This is a genomic window from Flavobacterium sp. LHD-80 (assembly GCF_030929605.1).
In the GTDB taxonomy this organism is placed as follows: Bacteria; Bacteroidota; Bacteroidia; order Flavobacteriales; family Flavobacteriaceae; genus Flavobacterium.
This window is the reverse complement of record NZ_JAVFVS010000004.1, coordinates 171,917-192,536: the sequence shown is the minus strand read 5'-3', so window position 1 is coordinate 192,536 and position 20,620 is coordinate 171,917. Positions and strand designations below refer to the sequence as shown.

Annotated in this window: 23 protein-coding genes and 1 pseudogene; 17 read left to right on the top strand and 7 right to left on the bottom strand. The window is 36.3% G+C overall.

The features are described 5' to 3' along the window. Window positions 1-4: 4 nt before the first annotated feature. Genes RB619_RS05440 through RB619_RS05430 form a run of 3 tightly spaced genes read left to right on the top strand, consistent with a single transcriptional unit; the run spans window position 5 to window position 3,592 of the window. Complete coding sequence (locus tag RB619_RS05440) at window positions 5-1,684, top strand: hypothetical protein (protein ID WP_308095124.1); 1,680 nt, start codon at window positions 5-7, stop codon at window positions 1,682-1,684. A 54-nt stretch (window positions 1,685-1,738) separates the two neighbouring features. Next, window positions 1,739-2,713 (top strand): tyrosine-type recombinase/integrase, encoded by a 975-nt coding sequence (locus tag RB619_RS05435; protein ID WP_308095120.1) that lies wholly within the window; start codon window positions 1,739-1,741, stop codon window positions 2,711-2,713. Window positions 2,714-2,725: 12 nt separating this feature from the next. Next, window positions 2,726-3,592 (top strand): tyrosine-type recombinase/integrase, encoded by an 867-nt coding sequence (locus RB619_RS05430; protein WP_308095117.1) that lies wholly within the window; start codon window positions 2,726-2,728, stop codon window positions 3,590-3,592. Window positions 3,593-3,638: 46 nt separating this feature from the next. Here RB619_RS05430 and RB619_RS05425 read toward each other — a convergent pair whose 3' ends face one another. Beyond that, on the bottom strand, window positions 3,639-4,085 hold the full coding sequence (locus tag RB619_RS05425) for a hypothetical protein (RefSeq protein WP_308095115.1): 447 nt from the start codon (window positions 4,083-4,085) through the stop codon (window positions 3,639-3,641). Window positions 4,086-4,232: 147 nt separating this feature from the next. Between RB619_RS05425 and RB619_RS05420 the strand changes: the two are divergent. From RB619_RS05420 to RB619_RS05385, 8 genes and pseudogenes are all read left to right on the top strand, one after another. Next, window positions 4,233-5,099: pseudogene (locus RB619_RS05420) on the top strand (RHS repeat-associated core domain-containing protein); the annotation flags it as partial. A gap of 17 nt (window positions 5,100-5,116) precedes the next feature. Continuing rightward, complete coding sequence (locus RB619_RS05415; RefSeq protein ID WP_308095113.1) at window positions 5,117-5,464, top strand: hypothetical protein; 348 nt, start codon at window positions 5,117-5,119, stop codon at window positions 5,462-5,464. 695 nt (window positions 5,465-6,159) lie between these two features. Beyond that, window positions 6,160-6,597, top strand: coding sequence for a hypothetical protein (locus RB619_RS05410; RefSeq protein ID WP_308095110.1), 438 nt, complete (start codon window positions 6,160-6,162; stop codon window positions 6,595-6,597). Between the two features lie 284 nt (window positions 6,598-6,881). Then, on the top strand, window positions 6,882-7,562 hold the full coding sequence (locus RB619_RS05405; RefSeq protein ID WP_308095107.1) for a recombinase family protein: 681 nt from the start codon (window positions 6,882-6,884) through the stop codon (window positions 7,560-7,562). Between the two features lie 481 nt (window positions 7,563-8,043). After that, window positions 8,044-8,610 carry a hypothetical protein gene (locus RB619_RS05400; RefSeq protein ID WP_308095105.1) on the top strand — a complete coding sequence of 189 codons (567 nt, stop codon included), beginning with the start codon at window positions 8,044-8,046 and terminating at the stop codon, window positions 8,608-8,610. Window positions 8,611-8,614: 4 nt separating this feature from the next. Further along, entirely contained in the window at window positions 8,615-10,297 is a 1,683-nt protein-coding gene (locus RB619_RS05395) for a hypothetical protein (RefSeq protein WP_308095103.1), read from the top strand. A gap of 110 nt (window positions 10,298-10,407) precedes the next feature. Beyond that, window positions 10,408-11,325: a tyrosine-type recombinase/integrase gene (locus tag RB619_RS05390; RefSeq protein WP_308095100.1), complete on the top strand. Its 918-nt coding sequence runs from the start codon at window positions 10,408-10,410 to the stop codon at window positions 11,323-11,325. An 11-nt stretch (window positions 11,326-11,336) separates the two neighbouring features. Next, entirely contained in the window at window positions 11,337-12,203 is an 867-nt protein-coding gene (locus tag RB619_RS05385) for a tyrosine-type recombinase/integrase (protein ID WP_308095098.1), read from the top strand. Between the two features lie 65 nt (window positions 12,204-12,268). Here RB619_RS05385 and RB619_RS05380 read toward each other — a convergent pair whose 3' ends face one another. Beyond that, complete coding sequence (locus RB619_RS05380) at window positions 12,269-12,880, bottom strand: hypothetical protein (RefSeq protein WP_308095095.1); 612 nt, start codon at window positions 12,878-12,880, stop codon at window positions 12,269-12,271. Window positions 12,881-12,915: 35 nt separating this feature from the next. Continuing rightward, complete coding sequence (locus tag RB619_RS05375) at window positions 12,916-13,263, bottom strand: hypothetical protein (RefSeq protein WP_308095092.1); 348 nt, start codon at window positions 13,261-13,263, stop codon at window positions 12,916-12,918. Between the two features lie 129 nt (window positions 13,264-13,392). Here RB619_RS05375 and RB619_RS05370 point away from each other — a divergent pair, with 129 nt between their 5' ends. The 6 genes from RB619_RS05370 to RB619_RS05345 all read left to right on the top strand — a co-directional run bounded on the left by RB619_RS05370 (window position 13,393) and on the right by RB619_RS05345 (window position 16,413). Further along, window positions 13,393-13,614: a helix-turn-helix transcriptional regulator gene (locus RB619_RS05370; RefSeq protein ID WP_308095090.1), complete on the top strand. Its 222-nt coding sequence runs from the start codon at window positions 13,393-13,395 to the stop codon at window positions 13,612-13,614. A gap of 101 nt (window positions 13,615-13,715) precedes the next feature. Then, window positions 13,716-13,859 (top strand): hypothetical protein, encoded by a 144-nt coding sequence (locus RB619_RS05365; RefSeq protein ID WP_308095088.1) that lies wholly within the window; start codon window positions 13,716-13,718, stop codon window positions 13,857-13,859. Window positions 13,860-14,071: 212 nt separating this feature from the next. Beyond that, a complete protein-coding gene (locus RB619_RS05360; RefSeq protein WP_374119665.1) occupies window positions 14,072-14,365 on the top strand; it encodes an RHS repeat-associated core domain-containing protein in 294 nt (97 codons plus the stop codon). Window positions 14,366-14,407: 42 nt separating this feature from the next. Beyond that, window positions 14,408-14,908: a hypothetical protein gene (locus RB619_RS05355; RefSeq protein WP_308095086.1), complete on the top strand. Its 501-nt coding sequence runs from the start codon at window positions 14,408-14,410 to the stop codon at window positions 14,906-14,908. 24 nt (window positions 14,909-14,932) lie between these two features. After that, window positions 14,933-15,550 (top strand): LemA family protein, encoded by a 618-nt coding sequence (locus RB619_RS05350; protein ID WP_308095084.1) that lies wholly within the window; start codon window positions 14,933-14,935, stop codon window positions 15,548-15,550. A 203-nt stretch (window positions 15,551-15,753) separates the two neighbouring features. Further along, window positions 15,754-16,413 (top strand): IS1 family transposase, encoded by a 660-nt coding sequence (locus RB619_RS05345; RefSeq protein WP_308095082.1) that lies wholly within the window; start codon window positions 15,754-15,756, stop codon window positions 16,411-16,413. A gap of 149 nt (window positions 16,414-16,562) precedes the next feature. On the opposite strand, the gene RB619_RS05340 is transcribed toward RB619_RS05345, so the two are convergent. From RB619_RS05340 to RB619_RS05325, 4 genes are all read right to left on the bottom strand, one after another. Then, entirely contained in the window at window positions 16,563-17,441 is an 879-nt protein-coding gene (locus RB619_RS05340; RefSeq protein ID WP_308095080.1) for a hypothetical protein, read from the bottom strand. 266 nt (window positions 17,442-17,707) lie between these two features. Further along, window positions 17,708-17,986 (bottom strand): helix-turn-helix domain-containing protein, encoded by a 279-nt coding sequence (locus tag RB619_RS05335; protein WP_308095073.1) that lies wholly within the window; start codon window positions 17,984-17,986, stop codon window positions 17,708-17,710. A 97-nt stretch (window positions 17,987-18,083) separates the two neighbouring features. Further along, window positions 18,084-18,941 (bottom strand): hypothetical protein, encoded by an 858-nt coding sequence (locus tag RB619_RS05330; RefSeq protein WP_308095072.1) that lies wholly within the window; start codon window positions 18,939-18,941, stop codon window positions 18,084-18,086. A 44-nt stretch (window positions 18,942-18,985) separates the two neighbouring features. Next, window positions 18,986-20,311 carry a tyrosine-type recombinase/integrase gene (locus RB619_RS05325; RefSeq protein ID WP_308095070.1) on the bottom strand — a complete coding sequence of 442 codons (1,326 nt, stop codon included), beginning with the start codon at window positions 20,309-20,311 and terminating at the stop codon, window positions 18,986-18,988. Window positions 20,312-20,620 lie beyond the last annotated feature (309 nt).

Genomic DNA, 20,620 nt, shown 5'->3' with positions numbered 1-20,620 from the left:
AACGATGCAAAACATACAAACCAAGATACAGAACATCAGACCAGAACTGCCAGTAAGCATGATTCAGCTCCCAGACGGGCACAGCATGAATGACATGTGGCTGAATTACGGAACAAGCGGAATTACTGACATGTTGCAGAATCCAGTAAAAGAAAAGATAGTTGCAACACTGGAGATTCTAAGTGACTACAAAATCAGTTTCAAAGGAAAAACGGGAACTCTCTATGTGATTGGAAGCCTGCCGATGGATTTGGGAAACCTGAGGCTTACCATCCAGATAGTTCCAAATGACAGCCAGAAGAGACTGCGTGTAAAGATTGATTTGTTTGACTTTACAAGCGTAGAGAACCAGTGCAGGGAACTAAGCGAGAAACATGGATTTGACAGCACGCTTTTAGAGGCTGACCTCTTGCAGTTCACTGACCTTCTGGAAGACTACAGGGAAAATCTCTTCAACGCTGAAATGAGTCCAGTAACCGACCAGTACTCTGAAAAGGAACTCACACCGCAAGCCAGTGAAAAAGCAGTGCAGTTCCTATCCAAGCCCAAGCTTTTTGAAAGTATCGACAAACTGCTCGGACAAAGCGGAATTGTTGGAGAAGAAGAAAACAGGATTCTGCTGTTCACGCTTGCTTCAAGCTACAAAATGCCCAATACCCTGCACGGACTCATACAGGGAAGCTCTGGAGAAGGAAAATCGCACCTCATCAACGGAATTGCCCAGTGCATGCCTCAGGAAGACGTTCTTAACATGACCCGAATTACCAGCAAATCCCTGTATCACTACAGAGATAAGGAACTTATCAATAAGCTGATACTCATACAGGATTTTGACGGTTTGGATGAAGATGCTCAGTTCGCATTCAGGGAAATGCAGTCTGCTGGACTTCTGAGCAGTTCAACGGTAGTCAAAGACCCGCTAGGCAAAAGCAGGGCAAAGTTGAAAAAGGTTGAAGCTCATTTTGCAAGTCTGACCGCCACGACCAAAGCAGAGGTTTACTACGATAACATGAGCCGTTCGGTAGTCTTGGGAGTAGACGAAAGCCTAGAACAGACCCTTAGAATTATACATGTTCAGAATCAAAAAAATGCAGGCATCAACAACGCAGAGCGTGAACAGGAAGCCAGACAGTTACTGAGAAACTGCATGCGTGTTCTAAAGAGCTATGAAGTCGTGAATCCGTTTGCAGATAAACTTATGTTACCGCTGGAAGCCAAAATGCTCAGAAGACTCAATGCCCAGTTTCAGAGTTTTGTCGCTCAGATTACAATCCTGAACCAGTACCAGAGAAAGGCTGATGATAAAGGAAGACTGATAGCCACCGAAGAAGATGTGAGAAAAGCCGTTGAGATTTTTTTTAGCTCGATTATCATCAAAGTGGATGAACTTGACAAGAGCACCAGACAGTTTTTTGAAAAGCTGAAAGGATATGTAAAAAGCCAGATGAGCGGTACAACGCACAAATTTACGACCCGTGAGATAAGACAGGAACTCAATATCAGCAAAACGTCAGCCTTCAAGTACATGCAGACGTTGCAGGAGCTGGAGTACGTTCAGGCGGTTGAAGGCTCGCCAAACAAAGGATTCAAGTATGTAATCAGCTATTGGGACAATCTGGAGAAGATGAAAGCCAAGATTAAGGAAGACCTCAGCAGGCAGTTAGACCAGCTGAAAACCGCCTAAAAGAACACGCCAGCACCAGCAATTACTGGTAATATAACGCTGGTGTTCCCTAAATTGGAAAATACGCATAAGGAAAGTTTTCAAATGATGATTAAAAACAGCAACAGACAAATGACAAAAACGATAAAAAATACAGCATTTCAAAATCTTCTGCGTGATTTTGACAGCTATGTAAAAGTGAAGAATTACAAGCAGGGAAAAGGCACAATGTACCAGAATGCGGTATCGGAATTTCTTATCTGGCTGGAAGATTCGGGAGTTACCAAGATTAAGAGCGTAACGGGTAAAGAATCAGTAAGCTATTTTGAACATCTGATAAGCAGACCCAAACATAGAGGAAACGGAACGCTCTCAGGGAAAACCATCAAATTTCATCTTTTTGCTCTGGGTCTTTTTGTTCTGAACCTTTTGGAGAACAAGCAGATTGAAAAAGCTTTCTACATTCCAAGCTATTCAGGAGACAGCGGAAATTCCAGAAATGCCCTGAGCGTTGAAGAAATCAAAATGCTTTACCAGCACTGCGAAAATGATTTACAGCAGGCTTTATTATCAGTGGCTTACGGTTGCGGACTTCGCAGGTCGGAATTAGTGGCTTTGAATACACGGGATATTCAGCTCTCCAGAGGTATGCTCATTGTCAGAGAAGGTAAAGGAAGCAAAAGACGTGAAGTTCCCATGAGCGATATGGTAGCGGGTCACATCAAAAGATACATAGCCGAAGAGCGATATGAAAAGCTGAAAGGCAGTAACCAGATGGAAGATGCATTTTTTATTCATGACAGCGGTAAACGAATGAATGGCGAATACCTCAACGATACCTTAAAGAAAATCACGGAGCAGACCAGCAGTTATGAGCTAATCCAGAAAGACATAACGCTCCACTGCCTCAGGCATAGCATTGCCAGCCATCTGATGGAAAAGAACGCAGGTATTGATTTTATACGAGGATTTTTAGGTCATTCACAAATCAATACAACGTACATCTATGCCGTTAAAAACAAGAGAAGAAAACCAGTTACCACCTTTTAAACAAACCCGCCTATGACTAAACTCAAAATTGAAGATTTCCTGCTCCAGAACTACAGCGAGCAGACCGTAAAGAGCTACATGTTTGCTATTAATCACTTTTTAGCGATGAATCCTAAAGCGAAACGATACAAATACAGGAATATCGTTCAGTACATGGAGCAAATCAGCCATCAACAGCCTAATGCCAAATATCGGGTCGTTATCCTCTCGGCTATCAAGAAGTACTACGATTATCTGGTCATGAGCGGTTACAGAGAAGACCATCCGTGCAGAAAACTCAATATCAAGGTTAACAGCAATCAGGCAGTACAGGTTCAGGATTTATTCAGCTCAGAAGAACTTCAACTGCTCACGACCCGTGAGAACAGATATGAGAATCTGGACACCAGAAACCATGTTCTTATCAATCTGCTAATTTATCAAGGTTTGACCAGTGATGAAATTATAAGACTAACTGTTAAGGATGTCGATTTAGATGAAGGAACAATCTATATCAAAGCTTCCAGCAACCTCAACAGCAGAAAACTGCAACTACTGGCAAAGCAAATACTCTTGTTCTCCAAGTACGTCAACGAGGTCAGACCCAGAATGCTCAGAAGCGCAACCGATAAGCTAATCATCACAAAGCTCGGAAAACCTATTGCAGTAAACAGCATCCACGCCATGATTGAGCCTTTAAAACCATTGTTTCCAGATAAAAACCTCAACCCTCAAACTATCCGAATGAGCGTTATTTGCAACTGGCTCAATGAACAGAAACTGCCTCTGGAACATGTTCAGGAGCTGGCAGGACATAAGTGGCCTGGAACCACCGAGAAGTATTTCAAGATAGATAGTTTGCAACAAAGAGAATTGATTAATAAGTTCTTTCCATTGTAAATTAAATTATATGATAGTACTTTTATAAGAATGTCAAGTTTTGATACTATTCGTTCTTATGGCTTTTTTCATATTCCGTTAACAGTCGGTGTTTGATGGAGTCTATTTTATTTTTTTGTGTTCGCCACTTGTCAAGATATCGTTTGTTGCCATTGTTGTAATCGTGTTGTAATTCACCAGTGAGGTCAGCTTTAAAAATGTCAATGTCAATGCAAATACTTATAAGGGGGATAATTTCTTCCTTACTTTGAGATTTCCATTTATTGGCTATATCAAGAAGCTTGTCAGCATAATTTTCCAAATAGTAAATTGAAGGTCTTTTCAAATAAGATTCGTCTTTATGAGCCAATAAAAAGCTTTTGATTTCCTGCGAAGGATTGAATTCATTTTGCATACTAGTTGTTTTATAATTTGTTAAGTACAAAGCTAAGAAATTAAACAATTGCCCATTTTTTAACCTATCATTCTCATGATAGGTTTTTTTATTCTCCATAATCAGATTTTAATCCTACTATGATTAGGTTATTTAATAAACTACCTCTATTTTCGTAATGAAAAGCAAGTTCTTTGAATCACACTAATACAGGTAAAACCCACTAATTACGATTAAGGAAATTTTGTAAATCCTTATAAGTATAAGTTCAGCGGAAAAGAGCTTCAAGACGAGCTAGGACTTAACATGTATGATTATGGTGCAAGAAATTATGACCCAGCGCTAGGTAGATGGAACGTAATAGATGAAAAAGCAGAAAAGTATAGTGGTGTATCTCCTTATGTTTATTCTTCTAATAATCCAACTCTTTTTGTTGACCCTGACGGTAAAGATGTGTACATTACGATTGGTAACAAACCAGTCGGTACAACTTCTATCAGACTTATTGGAACAAACGGAGAAGCTCCTAGACAAGTCCAAGTTGCATTATATGAAATGAAGGTTACAGATGATGTAACAGGTAAAACTACAACATATCAAGTTACGAGAGATGCTCCAGTTTTAAATAGTAAAGACCCAGTCAATGAAGCAAATGGTATTTTAGAATTTTTTGGTCTTGACGAAGATACTTATAATGTCGATAATACAGCTTTTGAACCTGCTGAAGGTGATGGGAATTATATTGGAATTGCATTAGGTTATCCTGAAGGTACGGATTTAGAAGCAATTGCCTTGCGTAATCCTGATGGTTCAAATAAACTTGATGCTGTTGAAAATAAAAGCCCTGAGCGTAAAAAAGGAGAAGAAAATGTAGCTCGAGGAGTAATGATTCATGTCGGAGGTCAATATGTAAAAGATGGAAAATCTCGTTTAGTTGGTTCTTTTGGTTGTTTTGGAATAGCTGGAAAAAACGCTGGAAATAAAGGAGCAAAAAAATTCATCAATGATATTGTCAAGAGATTAGAAAAAAATAGAAAAGCTAAAAAAGGCGATGATATAAATATCAAACTTAAAAAAAGAAATGATGTTGATTGGGAATGGGAAGTTGATGAAGACGGAGAAAAAGTAGATTAACTTAATAAATAAAATATATGTCTTTTAAAATGTTGTTTTTAGTTCTAATAAGTTTTTTTTCATGTCAACAAAAAAAAACTTTTACTAAAGAAGAATTGATTGGAAAGTGGAATACTGTAGATAAAAAACAGTCATCAATAGTTCTTGAAATCAATAAAAAAAGTATTTCAAGAATAGAAAATGGAAAAAAAATAATTTATAGTAATTATTCAATTTCTGGAGATACTTTGATATTAGTTAATTCTAAATTCAAAGAAAAACATTTAATTGAAATTTTAACCGATAGCAAATTGAGACTTGGTGCAATCAATCCTTATCAAAAAGATATTGAATTGATTGATGCTGTTGAGTTTGAAAAAAAATAATAATAGTAAACATAAATCAACAATATGATTAAAGCCATTCCTTAAACGGAGTGGCTTTTGCTTTTTATACCACTTTAAGTGTACCAAACTGTTAAAATAGAATCCAAGTTATCCTGTATTTGCTAAGTAATCTCAACAGTATGAAAAAATAGCACTCAGAGCATCCTCCCTCCCTGTATCGGCGGTTTCGATACCAAAAGCCGATATTTTTAGTGCCAAGTTACCTCCCCATACTGTAAAATTGTGTACCTGTTCCAATCGATACCATCGATGCTCTAAGCGAAAATTTTCTAATTTTTGAAACTTCACTGACCAGTGTCTCATTTTGGAACACATATTTTCCCATCCAAAAAATATTTTTGAAAAAAAAGTGCCAAAAAGCTACACTTTTCGAGATTCGTTAGTATTTATTGTAAAGATGCTTGACTAACCTCCTTGTATGGACTTCCTGTATCTAACCAATAACGAGATACTAACGAAACTAAGAAATGAAATATGAAAACCTAAAGAAATTTATAATAAGCACAAAAGCAAGCAAAAGCACCATTTACAGATTCTACAATAAGAATGAAGACCTATTTGCTGAAACCAGCCTAAGAAGCGGAAAGAGAATGTTCCCAGTTGACCATGCCAGATACTTTGACAGTGAAATCATGTTTGATGAGAACAAAGCCTTAAGACAGGAAAACCTATCTATGAGAAACCTCATAGACTGTCTGGCAGATAAACAGAGCCTGCAACATACCTTCTGGCAGATGGACTGGAGCTTTTTCTTTACGGTAGCCTACAGAGCAGACCGCAATAAGACAAGCTGTTTTAAGCAGATGCACGGACTTTATGATTATCTGAACCAGAAATACGGAGCATCAACAGAAATCCGACTGTTCTTTACAACCGAACCGTTCCCAAACCGAAAAGGCTGTCACAATCATTTTGTGGTCTACGCTTCTGATAAGAAACTTCATGAGCAGATTGTAACGGATATTCAGGACTACTTCAACTACGACAGAACCGATGTAAGTATTTATGACCGATACAAAGCTGGATTGTTCTACATGTCCAAAGATGGTCTGAGCGGAGAAGATTGGGATTTTATCAGTAACACCACAAATACTACAGCCGATGAGAATTAAGCTTAAACTTTCTCAGCTCAAAGAGGTTTTGAAGTCACAACCGCTCAAACTGCCAATCAGTTTTAAAAGGGAAGATTTTACCGACCATGAATTTTCAGAGTTTTCACGATTGATACAATCCAAAGAACGAGGCTAATGACCTCGTTTTTTTGTGCTCTGAAATGACCAAAAAAGCTGTGAGCCCAGGAAAACCAGGATTTTTCTAGGATAATCCATTTTAGACCTGGACTTTTGGAGTGTAATAAATCACAAACGACCGTTTAAGGTTTAAAATCGTAAGTATCATGAAAAAATTTATCGCCTATTATCGTGTGAGCAGAAAAGAGCAAGGAATCTCTGGATTAGGATTATCAGCCCAGCAAAGTTCAGTAGAAAAGTATGTGACCTCACAAGACGGAATTATCTTAAAGAGTTTTACGGAAATTGAAACGGGTACAAATAAGCGTGAGCGTGTTGAAATCCATAAAGCAATCCAATTGGCAAAAGATAAAGGCGCAATTTTGGTCATAGCAAAATTAGACCGTTTAGCAAGGCAAGTGACCTTCGTAAGTTCTTTGATGGATTCAGGAATTGAGTTTCTGGCGGTTGACATGCCATCAGCCAATAATTTCACTATCCATATTTTTTCAGCACTAGCCGAGCAAGAAGCCAAGCTTATAAGTTCCAGAACTAAGGTTGCACTTGCAGAACTTAAGAAAAAAGGAGTAAAATTAGGGAATCCGCAAAATCTAACTAGTGAAGCAAGAGCCAAAGGAGTTAATAAAATCAAGGAAAATGCCATGAATAACGACAGAAATCGTCAGGCTCATTCAATAATCCTTAATTGCAAAGAGAAAGAAATGAGTTACAGACAAATTGCAGATTATCTTAACCAGCTAAACTTCAAAACCAGACATGGCAATAAGTTTTATGCTCCAACGGTTCTTCAACTCTACAATAGGATGCAATTACAGCAAGTCGCTTAAAAAAATCGCTAATTTTAAGCAAGTAACTCTATGTTGAAGCATATAGCCAAAAAATTATTCGCAAAAATTCAATGCCTTTTTTATTGTTTTTTAAGAATTATTCAAGAAATAGCGAAATACATAAGTAAATTAAGTTATGTATTGGTATTAATATTCTGATTATCATTTATTTATGCTCTATTTTAGGCTTTGTATAACGTAATTGAGTTAGCAAACTGAGAAATCAATATTTGGGTCTTTTTGGGCATTTTTGAGTTACATTTTAATCACTTACCTTTGTCAAACAAAACAAAAGGAAAAAGATTATTGCAAGAATCTTTCGCCATTCTGACAGCTAAAGAATGGAATAAGAGTAAACTGTAAAGCTGAACAGCAAGCTCTAAAAATCACAAACATGTTTCAATTGAATATTCGACCTAATAATCGAAGCGGGATACCTATGTCTATACGTTACCTGCCAAAACCTAAAAAAACTAAACTTATGAAAAATACATTAGAAACACTTTTCCAGTCATTTGAAACTGGCATCAGAAGTTCCAAAGCGATAAAACCAAAAGACTATCTAAAAAGTATAGGACTGGATTATGCAGAGCTTAGAATCGGCTTCAATTCAGGACAATTCCATCATAGAGAATCCCAAGAGTCCAAAGATGAATTTGAAGCGTTAGGAATGCTTAAAAAGAGCGATGCAGGCGTAAGACAGCAAGACCTGACGGCATACACAGCATTTGGCAGGTATGGACTGATTTTTCCGCTGTTGGACAAAGAGAACAGAATCGTAAACTATTTTGCTGTACGATTCAACCTTGAAACGCCTAAGGAAGAATACCTCAACAATGACGGAATCTATCCAGCTTATCCGAGTGCAAACACCAAAAGGCTCTATCTCGCTCCAACAGTCATTGACTGCGCCAGCCTGTTGCAGTCCAAAGCACTCCAGAACAGGGATGCTGTCATGGCGATGCACAACGGAGAGCTTCTGCCACAGCACATGGAAGCCTTAAAATCACTGTACGAACTTGAAGAAATCATAATCATAAAAAACTAAGAAAATGCAAAACAACATACAAACCCAGATACAGAACATCAGACCAGAACTGCCAGTAAACATGATTCAGCTCCCAGACGGACACAGCATGAACGATATGTGGCTGAATTACGGAACAAGCGGAATTGCTGACCTATTGCAGAATCCACTTAAAGAAAAGACAATCCCAGCACTGGAGATTCTAAGCGACTACAAAATCAGCTTCAAAGGAAAAACAGGAACTTTCTTTGTGATTGGAAGCCTGCCGATGGATTTGGGAAACCTGAGGCTTACAATCCAGATAATTCCAGCCGACAGCCAGAAAAGACTGCGTGTGAAAATTGATTTGTTTGACTTTACCAGCGTAGAGAGCCAGTGCAGGGAGCTGAGCGAGAAGCACGGATTTGACAGCACGCTTTTGGAAGCTGACCTCTTGCAGTTCACTGACCTTCTGGAAGACTACAGGGAAAAGCTCTTCAACGATGAAATGAGTCCCGTTACTGACCAGTATTCCGAAAAGGAACTCACACCGCAGGCAAGCGAAAAAGCAGTGCAGTTCCTTTCCAAACCGAAGCTTTTTGAGAATATCGACAAACTGCTCGGACAAAGCGGAATTGTTGGAGAAGAAGAAAACAGGATTCTGCTGTTCACGCTCGCTTCAAGCTACAAAATGCCCAATACCCTGCACGGACTCATACAGGGAAGCTCAGGAGAAGGAAAATCACACCTCATCAACGGAATTGCCCAGTGCATGCCTCAGGAAGACGTTCTTAACATGACCAGAATCACAAGCAAATCGCTATATCACTACAGAGATAAGGAACTTATTAATAAACTGATACTGATACAGGATTTTGACGGTCTGGATGAAGATGCGCAGTTTGCGTTCAGGGAAATGCAGTCTGCTGGACTTCTCAGCAGTTCAACGGTAGTGAAAGACCCGCTTGGCAAGAGCAGAGCAAAAGTAAAAAAGGTTGAAGCCCATTTTGCAAGCCTGACCGCCACGACCAAAGCAGAGGTCTACTATGACAACATGAGCCGTTCGGTAGTCTTGGGAGTGGATGAAAGCCTTGAACAGACCCTTAGAATCATACATGTGCAGAACCAGAAAAATGCAGGCATCAGCAACGCAGAACGTGAACAGGAAGCCAGACAGCTCCTGAGAAACTGCATGAGAGTCCTAAGGAGTTATGAGGTTGTGAATCCGTTTGCCGATAAGCTTATGCTTCCGCTGGAAGCCAAGATGCTCAGAAGACTCAACGCCCATTTTCAGAGTTTTGTCGCCCAGATTGCAATCCTGAACCAGTACCAGAGAAAAATGGATGATAAAGGAAGACTGATAGCCACCGAAGAAGATGTGAGGAAAGCCGTTGAGATTTTTTTCAGTTCCATCATCATCAAAGTGGACGAGCTCGACAAAAGCACAAGACAGTTCTTTGAAAAGCTGAAAGGATATGTAAAAAGCCAAACCAACGGAACAACGCACCGATTTACGACTCGTGAGATAAGACAGGAACTCAATATGAGCAAGACCTCAGCCTTTAAGTACATACAGACCTTGCAGGAGCTCGAGTACGTTCAGGCAGTTGAAGGCTCGCCAAACAAAGGATTCAAGTATGTAATCAGCTATTGGGACAATCTGGAGAAGATGAAAGCCAAGATTAAGGAAGATATGAGCAGACAGTTAGACCAGCTGAAAACCACCTAAAAGAACACGTCAGTACCTGCAATTACAGGCAATATAACGCTGGTGTTCCCCAAATTGGAAAATACGCATAAGGAAAGTTTTCAAATGATGATTAAAAAAAACATAGACAAATGATAAAAACGATAAAAAATACAGCATTTCAGAATCTTCTGAATGATTTTGACAGCTATGTAAAGGTTAAGAACTACAAGCAGGGAAAAGGCACAATGTACCAGAAAGCCGTATCTGAATTTCTTATCTGGCTTGAAGATGCAGGAATAGCCAAGATAAAAAGCGTAACAGGCAGAGAATCGGTAAGCTATTACGAACATCTGATAAGCAGACCCAAACACAGAGGAAGCGGAACACTGGCAGGAAAAACCATCAAATTCCATCTTTTTGCTCTTGGTCTTTTTGTTCTGAACCTGTTGGAGAACAGGCAGATTGAAAAAGCGTTCTACATTCCAAGCTATTCAGGCGACAACGGAAATTCCAGAAATGCCCTGAGCGTAGAAGAAATCAGACTGCTTTACCAGCACTGCCAAAGCGATTTACAGCGGGCTCTGCTGTCAGTGGCTTACGGTTGCGGACTTCGAAGGTCTGAGATTGAAGCTCTGAATACCAGAGATATCCAACTCTCCAGAGGAATGCTTATTGTCAGGGAAGGAAAAGGAAGCAAAAGACGTGAAGTTCCTATGAGCGATATGGTTGCAGGTCACATCAAAAGATATATAGCTGAGGAACGTTATGAGAAGCTGAAAGGCACAAATCAAAGTGAGGATGCATTTTTTATCCATGACAGCGGTAAACGTATGAATGGCGAATACCTCAACGATACCTTGAAGAAAATGACCGAGCAGACCAGCAGTTATGAGCTAATCCAGAAAGATATCACGCTTCACTGCCTAAGACACAGCATTGCGAGTCATTTGATGGAAAAGAACGCAGGAATTGATTTTATACGTGGATTTCTAGGTCATTCACAAATCAATACCACCTACATCTATGCCGTCAAAAACAAGAGAAGAAAACCAGTTACAACCTTTTAACCAACAAGCCTATGACTAAACCGACAATTGAAAATTTCCTGCTCCAGAACTACAGTGAGCAGACCGTAAAGAGCTACATGTTTGCCATCAACCACTTTTTAGTGATGAATCCTAAAGCTAAACGATACAAATACAGAAACATCGTTGAGTATATGGAAGAAATCGGAAAGCAACAGCCTAACCCAAAATATCGTGTCGTTATCCTCTCGGCTATCAAGAAATACTACGATTATTTGGTTATGAGCGGTTACAGAGAAGACCATCCGTGCAGAAAGCTCAATATCAAGGTCAACAGCAATCAGGCTGTGCAGGTTCAGGATTTGTTCAGCTCAGAAGAACTTCAACTGCTAATGACCCGTGAGAACAGATATGAAAATCTTGATACACGAAACAGCGTTCTTTTGAATCTGCTGATTTATCAGGGATTGACCAGCGATGAGATTATTCGGCTGAGTGTTCGGGATATTGATTTGGATGCGGGAACAGTGTATGTCAAAGCATCCAGCAACCTCAACAGCAGAAAACTCCAACTGCTGGCAAAGCAGATACTGCTGTTCTCCAAGTATATCAATGAAGTCAGACCCAGAATGCTCAGAAGCGCAACTGATAAGCTCATCATTACAAAGCTGGGAAAGCCTATAGCAGTGAACAGCATCCACGCCATGATTGAGCCGTTAAAACCGTTATTTCCAGACAAGAACCTCAACCCAAAGACCATCCGCATGAGCGTTATCTGCAACTGGCTCAATGAACAGGAACTGCCTTTGGAGCATGTTCAGGAACTTGCGGGACATAAGTGGCCTGGAACGACCGAGAAATATTTCAAAGCGGACAGCCAGCAACAGAGAGAGCTGATAAACAGATATTTTCCACTTTAATGATTTGATTTAAGAGCATAAAAAAAGAGAGATAAATCCCTCTTTTTCAAACTTAGAATAACTGTTTATTCAATCACAGCAGTCAGATTGCCTTTTGAAATGCTGAATGATTTCTCAGTTATCCTGCTTCCGTTACAGAATCCAAAATCGGAATACGGATTCTTGTTGGTCAGATTATCAATTGAAAATTCAGCTTTAAGAGTTGTTCCGTCAAAGCTGGTTATCTTGATTTTACCTGCCGTTTTACTGCTTTCAAACAAATCAGTGCTGGTGTAGCAGACCGCTGGGTCATAAGCCAGAGGAATGCCATTAACGCCAGAGTTTAGATAAGTAAAAGAAATATCGTATGTTTTTCCCGCAGTCAGTCTGGCATCAGAAGTTACGATTTGAAAATACATGTCTCCAGAATCACGGTTGTCATTTGATGCAGGATTTTTGATGATGAAACTGCCGTAAATGCTGTATTCGTTCTCAGCGTTGGCAGTTGCCTCGCTTTTCGCCCATGTAACGTCAATTGCAGAACCAGAAACATCAGTAGCGGTCACATACTGTGTTTTATCATTCAATATGAAGCTGATGGATGATTTTGAGTTATCCGCATTTCCCTGCTCGGAATCATCAGATTGGCAGTTCGTGAATAAGACGCTTAGCAATGCAAAAAGTACAATTTTTTTCATGTTTTTAAGGTAGTTGGATTAATTAATTTCTTGTTTTATTGGCATTTATCTATTTCCTTGTCAACGTAGTGGAATAATTCGTCTGCGTAGCTGTCAGGCAAATCATTATCCTCAATGACGTTTCGAACTAATTGCGGTACATACAAATATCTGCTATTATTGACACGGCTTAGTTCTCGTTGCTGGCTTGTTTCGTTGTTAATGGTTTTTACATAAGCATATCTTCCGCAATAGTCTTGAATGATTTGTGTCTGCGCCCATGCTTTCAGGTCTTCTAAGCTTTTTGTTTTTGGATGCTCTTGTCTGTATTCATTGTTCATACGAAGACTGAACATGTAGCCCCCAAAGCAAATAAGTGCAAATACAAGAACAGCACCTCTCACGATAATTTTTAATTGATTATTCATTTTTTGGTTTTTAAGATGTGTTAAAATTCAGGCAAACTTAGCATTAAAAATCTAATTCGGCAAATATGCCGATGATTTAAAACGGCATTATTCGACTTTTGAGTCATGTCAGAAGAATTTTTAATAAAGTTAGGAGATAACATAAATGCCAGAGCGAAAGCTAAGTTCAAAACTAATTTGGAATTTGCATCTGCATGTGAAATCGATGAAGCAAGCATCAGACGAATATTGAAAGGAAAACAGAACTTCTCAATTAAAATCTTTTTAAAAATCTGCACCGCACTTGACGTTAAAATGTCTGAACTGCTTTCGGAAGTAAGTCTTTAGCATTTAGAACTCTATATTCTTTGTAGTAGTTTTTTTCTTATGATATGTTAAGAAAAATTGATATCTTGGTTACTTAATTTATTAACATAACCAAAAACTCTATGGAAACAATTACGGCAAACATTAAGCCAGGTCCAAAAAGACAGACCGATGAAGGAAAAGACGACAGAAGACAACGTGTTAATCCTGAAAATCAGCCTAAGCACCCAAAATTAAAACCTCACGACCATAAAAAAGGTAAGTAGTTTGTGAAAAACCTATCATTGATTTGATAGGTTTTTTTTATGTCTTATAGTTAGGATTTTCGTAAGATTACTTCTATTTTCGTCACGGAAAGTAAGTTCTTTGAATTGTGTCATGATAAGCAAAGCCCATTAATTAGCATTAAGGAAATTTTGTAAATCCTTATAAGTATAAGTACAATGGCAAGGAGTTCCAAGACGAGCTGGGGCTTAACATGTATGACTATGCAGCAAGAAATTATGATCCCGCGCTAGGACGCTGGATGAATATAGATGCATTGTCAGAATTGTCTAGAAGGTGGTCGCCGTATTCTTATTGTTATAGTAACCCAGTAAGATATGTTGACCCTGATGGAATGTTGGCAAAGTCTGTGATAGATGATTTAATTAGTAAATCGGATAATGACAAAGAAACAAAATGGACATTCAATAGTGATGGTACGGCGACAGGAAGCAATGGACAGACTGCCAATACAGGTGAAAATCAAGAAGATGCTGATGGTCCTTGAGATGGTCCTGGTTTTGGACATAAACCGAAACAACCGACGACAGTGGTGGGTAAATTTTTTCAAAAAATAGGTTCACAAATAGACAAGAAAAAAACGGCGTTAGCTAATAAACTTGCTGATAGACATGCTTTTAATGAAAAATTAATTATGGCTTATTCATTTGTTGCGGAAGGTTTAGCGGAGACTACTGAAGTGGGTGATCTTTTAACAAATATTAGGGAATCGATGGTTGATACATATGGTAATCAATCAACAAAAGAAGCTAGTGAAGTTTACAGTAATGTTCTTTCAATTGTTAAACAAATCAAAGAAGACCTCCAAGGTGAAAGTGGAAAATTAGTGGATAGCTATGTTATAAGAATTTCCGCTGCTATAGCAGCAAAAGCTATTGGTTTACAGATTCAAAATAATTCCATTGCTTTGACAATAAAAGGATTAGATAAAAATGTTTACTATAATAGAAGAATAGATCCTACCGACAAAGGCCCTGAGGGTGGAGGATATAGTGGTGGCGGATCTGGGGGCTATTATGGGGGGAAATAGTTAAAATAATTGATAATCAAAAATATGAAAAAGACTTTTAAATACTTATTTATAATAATTGTTAGTATAATAATAATTATTTATCTATCAGTTCATTTTTATAAAAATGTCGTAGTTGAAAATTTAACTGATAAAAATAAAATCGCAACTCAAAAATGGTCAGAGCTATATAATTATAGTAATAATCGACAAAAACTACTAGAAACTTTATTAGAATCTACTAATAAAGACTTAAATGATACTTTAAAAGATGTGTTACGTAAAAATAAAGAAAAATATAAGTTATATAAGGAGAATTGCTCAATACAATTCGTTAAATTACAGTACGATATAAATAAGGAATACTTGAAAATTTTGAGAAGACATTCGGTTGATAGCATTTCGAGTCAAACTATTGATTATAAAATTTTACAAGAATTGCAAGAATTAGATATAAAATCTAATTATGTAATAGCACAATACAACGAAGCTACATTAGATTATAATAAATATATATCAATTTTTCCAAATTTTTATTTTGCGAAGAGTGGTGGATTTCATAAAAAGAAGTATTTTACGATAAAATATGGAGTAAAAAATGATGATCCAATAGTTAAAAGTAAAGAGTTGCCTGCTTGGGCTAAGGATCAAGATACTTTATAGTGTCTAATTTTGGAAACGAGAGAATTGGGTAGTGTTACAGATTAGGTGTTTTGATAATATATCCATGTAACTAACTGAAAAAGAATATTAAAATTAAATTATTGAATAGAAAAAGAGACGACCATCAGGTCGTCTCTTTCGTTTTTTGTCTTTTAATAAGCCTTAAAATGCTTTTGCCTTACCTTAGTGTTTCAAATTAGGTCATGAAAATAAAATGTAATTTTTGCAATGGTAAATGCAGAAAGAATGGATTTCAATCTAACGGTAATCAGCGTTATAAATGTACTATTTGTCAAAAACGACAGCAGATTAACTATAGGTACAATGCTTATAAAAGAGATATCAATCAGGAGATAGTGCTGTTCACCAAAGAAGGTTTAGGAATAACAAGCACGGCAAGAGTATTAAAAATATCAGCGACAACATTATTGAAAAGAATTGTCTCCATTGCGAGAAATATAACCAGACCAATTGTCAGCAGAGGCAAAACTTACGAAGTAGATGAACTGTGTACATATATCAGACACAAGAAAAATTATATCTGGCTGGTTTATGCTTTGGAAAAGAATTCTAAAAATGTGGTTAGTTTTAATGTAGGCAAACGAACTAATAAAACTCTGAATCGCGTTTTGGAAACTCTGAAATTGGCAGAAGCAAAAAAGATATTTACGGACAGACTTAAAAACTACAGGTATCTGATTAATGAGAAAATGCATTCTGTAAAGCGTTTTGGAACAAACCATATTGAAAGAAAGAATTTGACGCTCAGAACCCATCTGAAAAGACTCAACAGACGTACAATCTGTTTCAGTAAAAGTTTAGCTGTTTTTATTGCTGTTTTGAAGATTTACTTTTGGAGTTGATTAATAAATCTCCTTGCTTTTAATCTCAATTTTTCAAAAAACAACAGCACTAGAAACATAATACTTTTTTAAGCTAAGTAATATTTGACAATCTGTTGTTGTTTTTTTTACAATACTACCTAAATTTACCCTTTAATTATAAGGTAAATTTAGGTAGTATTGTTATTCAGAAAGTCGATCTTTTCGCTCAGTAATCTACATACCACATTCTGAATTTTATTCCCTTTTTGCATAGCCATCTTGTTTAACTGTTTTTTATGGTACTTGAAATTTTCATTTTGTTTTTGATCTAGTAGTCCTGTCCAATAATTAGGATTTGAATATTTCAGTAATCTTTTTTCAACATCTTTTGTATTTGCTAGAATCGTTTTATCAAAAAACAGAACATTGTGCCACTCCTTTAATAATTCTTTTTTAAAATTATGAAGCCCATAATCCATTAAATCCTGTAATGTAAAAATTCCAAGTCTGTTCAATTTCTGCATTTTGGTATATTTAATCTCAAACCTCATTATTTCGGTTTCAATTTTAATACCTTTTGAAAGATATTGAAGTGCTTTATTGTAAATTTTGACAAAATATTGAGCATGTTGGACTTGCTTATATTTACCTTCAAACGAATTCTTTTGGCTCTCGAAAGGTTTTGTTTTATGTAAAAAACAGTTGTCTAAAATAGAGTTTGTTTCAATTGGTGGAGTTATATTTATTCCTATTTCCAAACATTTCAAGACACATTGTTTGGGATCGATTCCAAATTTTTCTTTTAAGTCATTTAAAACCTCCCTGACCTCATCAATACCAAAATCATTATAATTGTGTTCTCCACCATTCCAATACTTGTGCAAACTTCCCACCATAATAATTGTTCCAGTTTCATAAATTTTGAATTCTAAACCTCTGTAATATGCTGTTTTTGATGGAGTTATTTTATTTCCGATTTTATTGGTGCTTTTTATTTCTCCTGTAACAACGTTTATATTATCAAAAAAATTCAATAAAGGATTTGCTTCCAAAATATCTGGTAGCATTCCTATAATTAGATTTTTAGTGTAATCAATCAAGTGAATATCTTATTGAAATAATTAGATTAACGACAAAGCGCATAAATAAAAAAAACGAGAGCTAGAGTAAACTCCCGTTTTTTTGAATTTTTTACTTTCGTTCAGGTTTATTTTGAAGATCTACCTGCACTTACAAGCATCTTTAAAAGCAATTCTACTTTTACGGGTTCGCATTTTCTCAACCCATCAAATAAGGATTGGATTCTGGATTTTTTTCGGAAACGTTTCATCTTTTAAACATCCAAAGGTTTAAGACTAGCTTCTATATCGGAACGCAAAAAATAAACACGTGAACCGATGCCCAGCCGCCGGATTTTTCCCGCGTTAGCCCAATTATTTACCGTACAAATATTCACGTCAAACATTTTTGCTACTTGTTGACGTGTTAAATACTCGGAAGGTTGAACCGGTTTGTAGTGTTTTAAAAATTCCTCTAATTGAATTTTTACACTCTCATTAAACTTCTTTTGAAACTGCTCGGGATTGCAGCCAATGAATTGAATTTTTTTCATAAGAAATATTATTTGAGTTAATACTTCTGTAAAATTCAATCTAAATAATCTGCACTTAATTGCTGCACTTGTGCAGTTTTTTAGTGCAGATTATCTTTTAGAGTTGTTTTTCCTTTAAATGGTTGAATTTTTTTAAAAATAAATCATCAACATCAATCATTTTGGAATTGCAATAAGTAATAACACTTTCCATAATATTAAGGTTCAAATAAAGATTATGAGCCGATATATTTCCATGAAGGGTATCATTAAAATACTGTCGAGATAAGCCCAAATAAGATGACAATTTGCTTACGCTGTTAAATTCTTTACCCAAATGATAATATTTATAACTCTTATTTTCTTCTGTTTTTTTTACATATACCTCCCCTTTAGCAAAGAGCAATGCGATTTTAAAAGGGATTTTTTCAACTTGTTGAGTTTTAATTTTACCATAATATTTAGCAAATATCTTTTCAAATAAAGATATATTATTTAGTATAATAGCCCATGCACGCATAAAAGTACCAACTTCATATCCATAATCGTATAAGTGCCTTTCGATAAGGCTTAATTCATTATAAACCGAAATATTTTTTTTAAACGATGAAATTGCTGGATTAAAAATCGAATTTAACTTTTTATGTACGCGAGAAAACACTTCAAAAATTTGATCTTCTTCCTTTGTGATACCAATCAAAAAATTCTCCTCAAAAAAAGCATCCGAAAATCCTTCTCGGTAAAAATCCATTGAATCTCTAAGGTTTTGATTAAATTCCAGTCTTTGATTGATTACCTTTTTGTTAAAGTAAAAACTAATCTCAGCATACAGTCCATTAAAAGCCTCTCTGGAAAAGTAAGTTCCATCTATTTCCGTATCAAATCGGAATTGAAATTTATTGTATTCCTCTGCCATTATTGGCGGAAGCATCTCAAGGTTTATTTTATCAATGTTTTTTAAATATTCAATATTCATACAAAACTGCTTTCAAATTATTTGTTTTTATTTTAAACTATAAATCAATTTGATTTTCTTTCATCTTTTACTATTTTGAGCTCAGGCTTTTTATCTTTATGTATTTCTTTGTAAAACTTTATAAATAAATCAGCGTTTTCATCTTTATCATCTGGAGCATTGATATATGCGCGGAAGATACTCTCTTTAGAATGCGCGCTTATTCCCATCAACACTGGAGTAGGTATTTTCTTGTAGTAGTTTGTGCAAAATGATCTCCTGAAGCTATGCGTGGTTATCAGTTTATATTTTTCATACATTCCATGCTCTTTACGTCCGGTTTTTACATCAAATATTTTACCTTCTGTCAACGTATTTATTCCTGCAATCTCGCAAACCTTTTTGATATGTTCGTTTAGTTTTTGAGTTGTAATTTTATAAGGAAAACTGTTTTTAAGAATTTCAATAATATATTGGGAACCAATTGGAATAGTAACAGCTTTTTTTGTTTTCTGCTGAACAAGGTCGATATATATCTTTCCGTCTTTATCCCGAATATTATCTTTTGTAATATTCAGAAGATCCCCGCCCCTCTGGCCGATTTCTGTTCCTATCAACAAAAATTTTCTTGCGTTTTGAAGTGCCTCACTAATGATATGAGCATTACGTATTTGTTCCAGTTCTTCAAAAGATAATGTCTGAATATATCGATCATCTTCTCTTTCTGATGCAATTGTAATTTGTTTTGCATACGAATTAACCTTTAAACCTTTATTTTCTGCTTCGATACATACCGTTTTAATATTTGCAATATGCTTTGAAGCCGTATTTACAGCATACTTTTTGGTTTTAAGCAACCAATGCTCAAACTTTTCAATTAAGCCCTGATTTATGTCCGTAAAGTGAATTTGCTTTTTAATCTTAGTTTGATATTCCAAAAGCATATTTTTTGTTGCTATAAAACTGTTTTTTCTACTTAATGAAATTCCATGCTTGTAGCCTCCTTTAACTTTCACTTTTCGAAAGTCAGAAGTATCAATTATATTTTGAATGTAGTTTGTAATTAATCCCTCATCTGTTTTTTCTATTCGGTTGAAACAATCACTAATTTTTGACTGTAGCCAAAACGAATCAATAACAACGCTTTCGCCCATATCACCATTAAGGCTTTTAAATAGGAAAGACTCTAACTTCTTAAGATTGCTGAAAATGATTTTATTTTCAGTATTGTTTTGTTTGGGAAAACCTGTTGTCTCACTCCAATCCTTCGGATTTATAGAGAAACCTGTGTTTAATTCTAGATCGCTTTTTTTAAATCCTAAAATTAGCCTGACTTTAATTGAGACATTTTTATTTGCGTTACTACGCAATCTAAATTTAATCGATGCCATATTTATACGTTAAACGGTTGAACAACGCAAATATAATTAATTATAGGCTAGGTTTAAAAACTTGCCCGATAATTGCCCGATATTTTTACATGCATATTAATTTTCATTAGTTTTTATTAATCAACATACACAATACTGATAAACAAGTAATTAGTTTAAAAATAGCGATTTAATCGTTTTTATACGACATTTAAAGATGTTTTAAAAAACACCGTATCAACTAGTTTCGACTCCGGCTCCGGGTACGTAAAACCTCTTCTTAACAGAAGAGGTTTTTTTATGGCTTTTTTTAAACCATATAAGTCATAT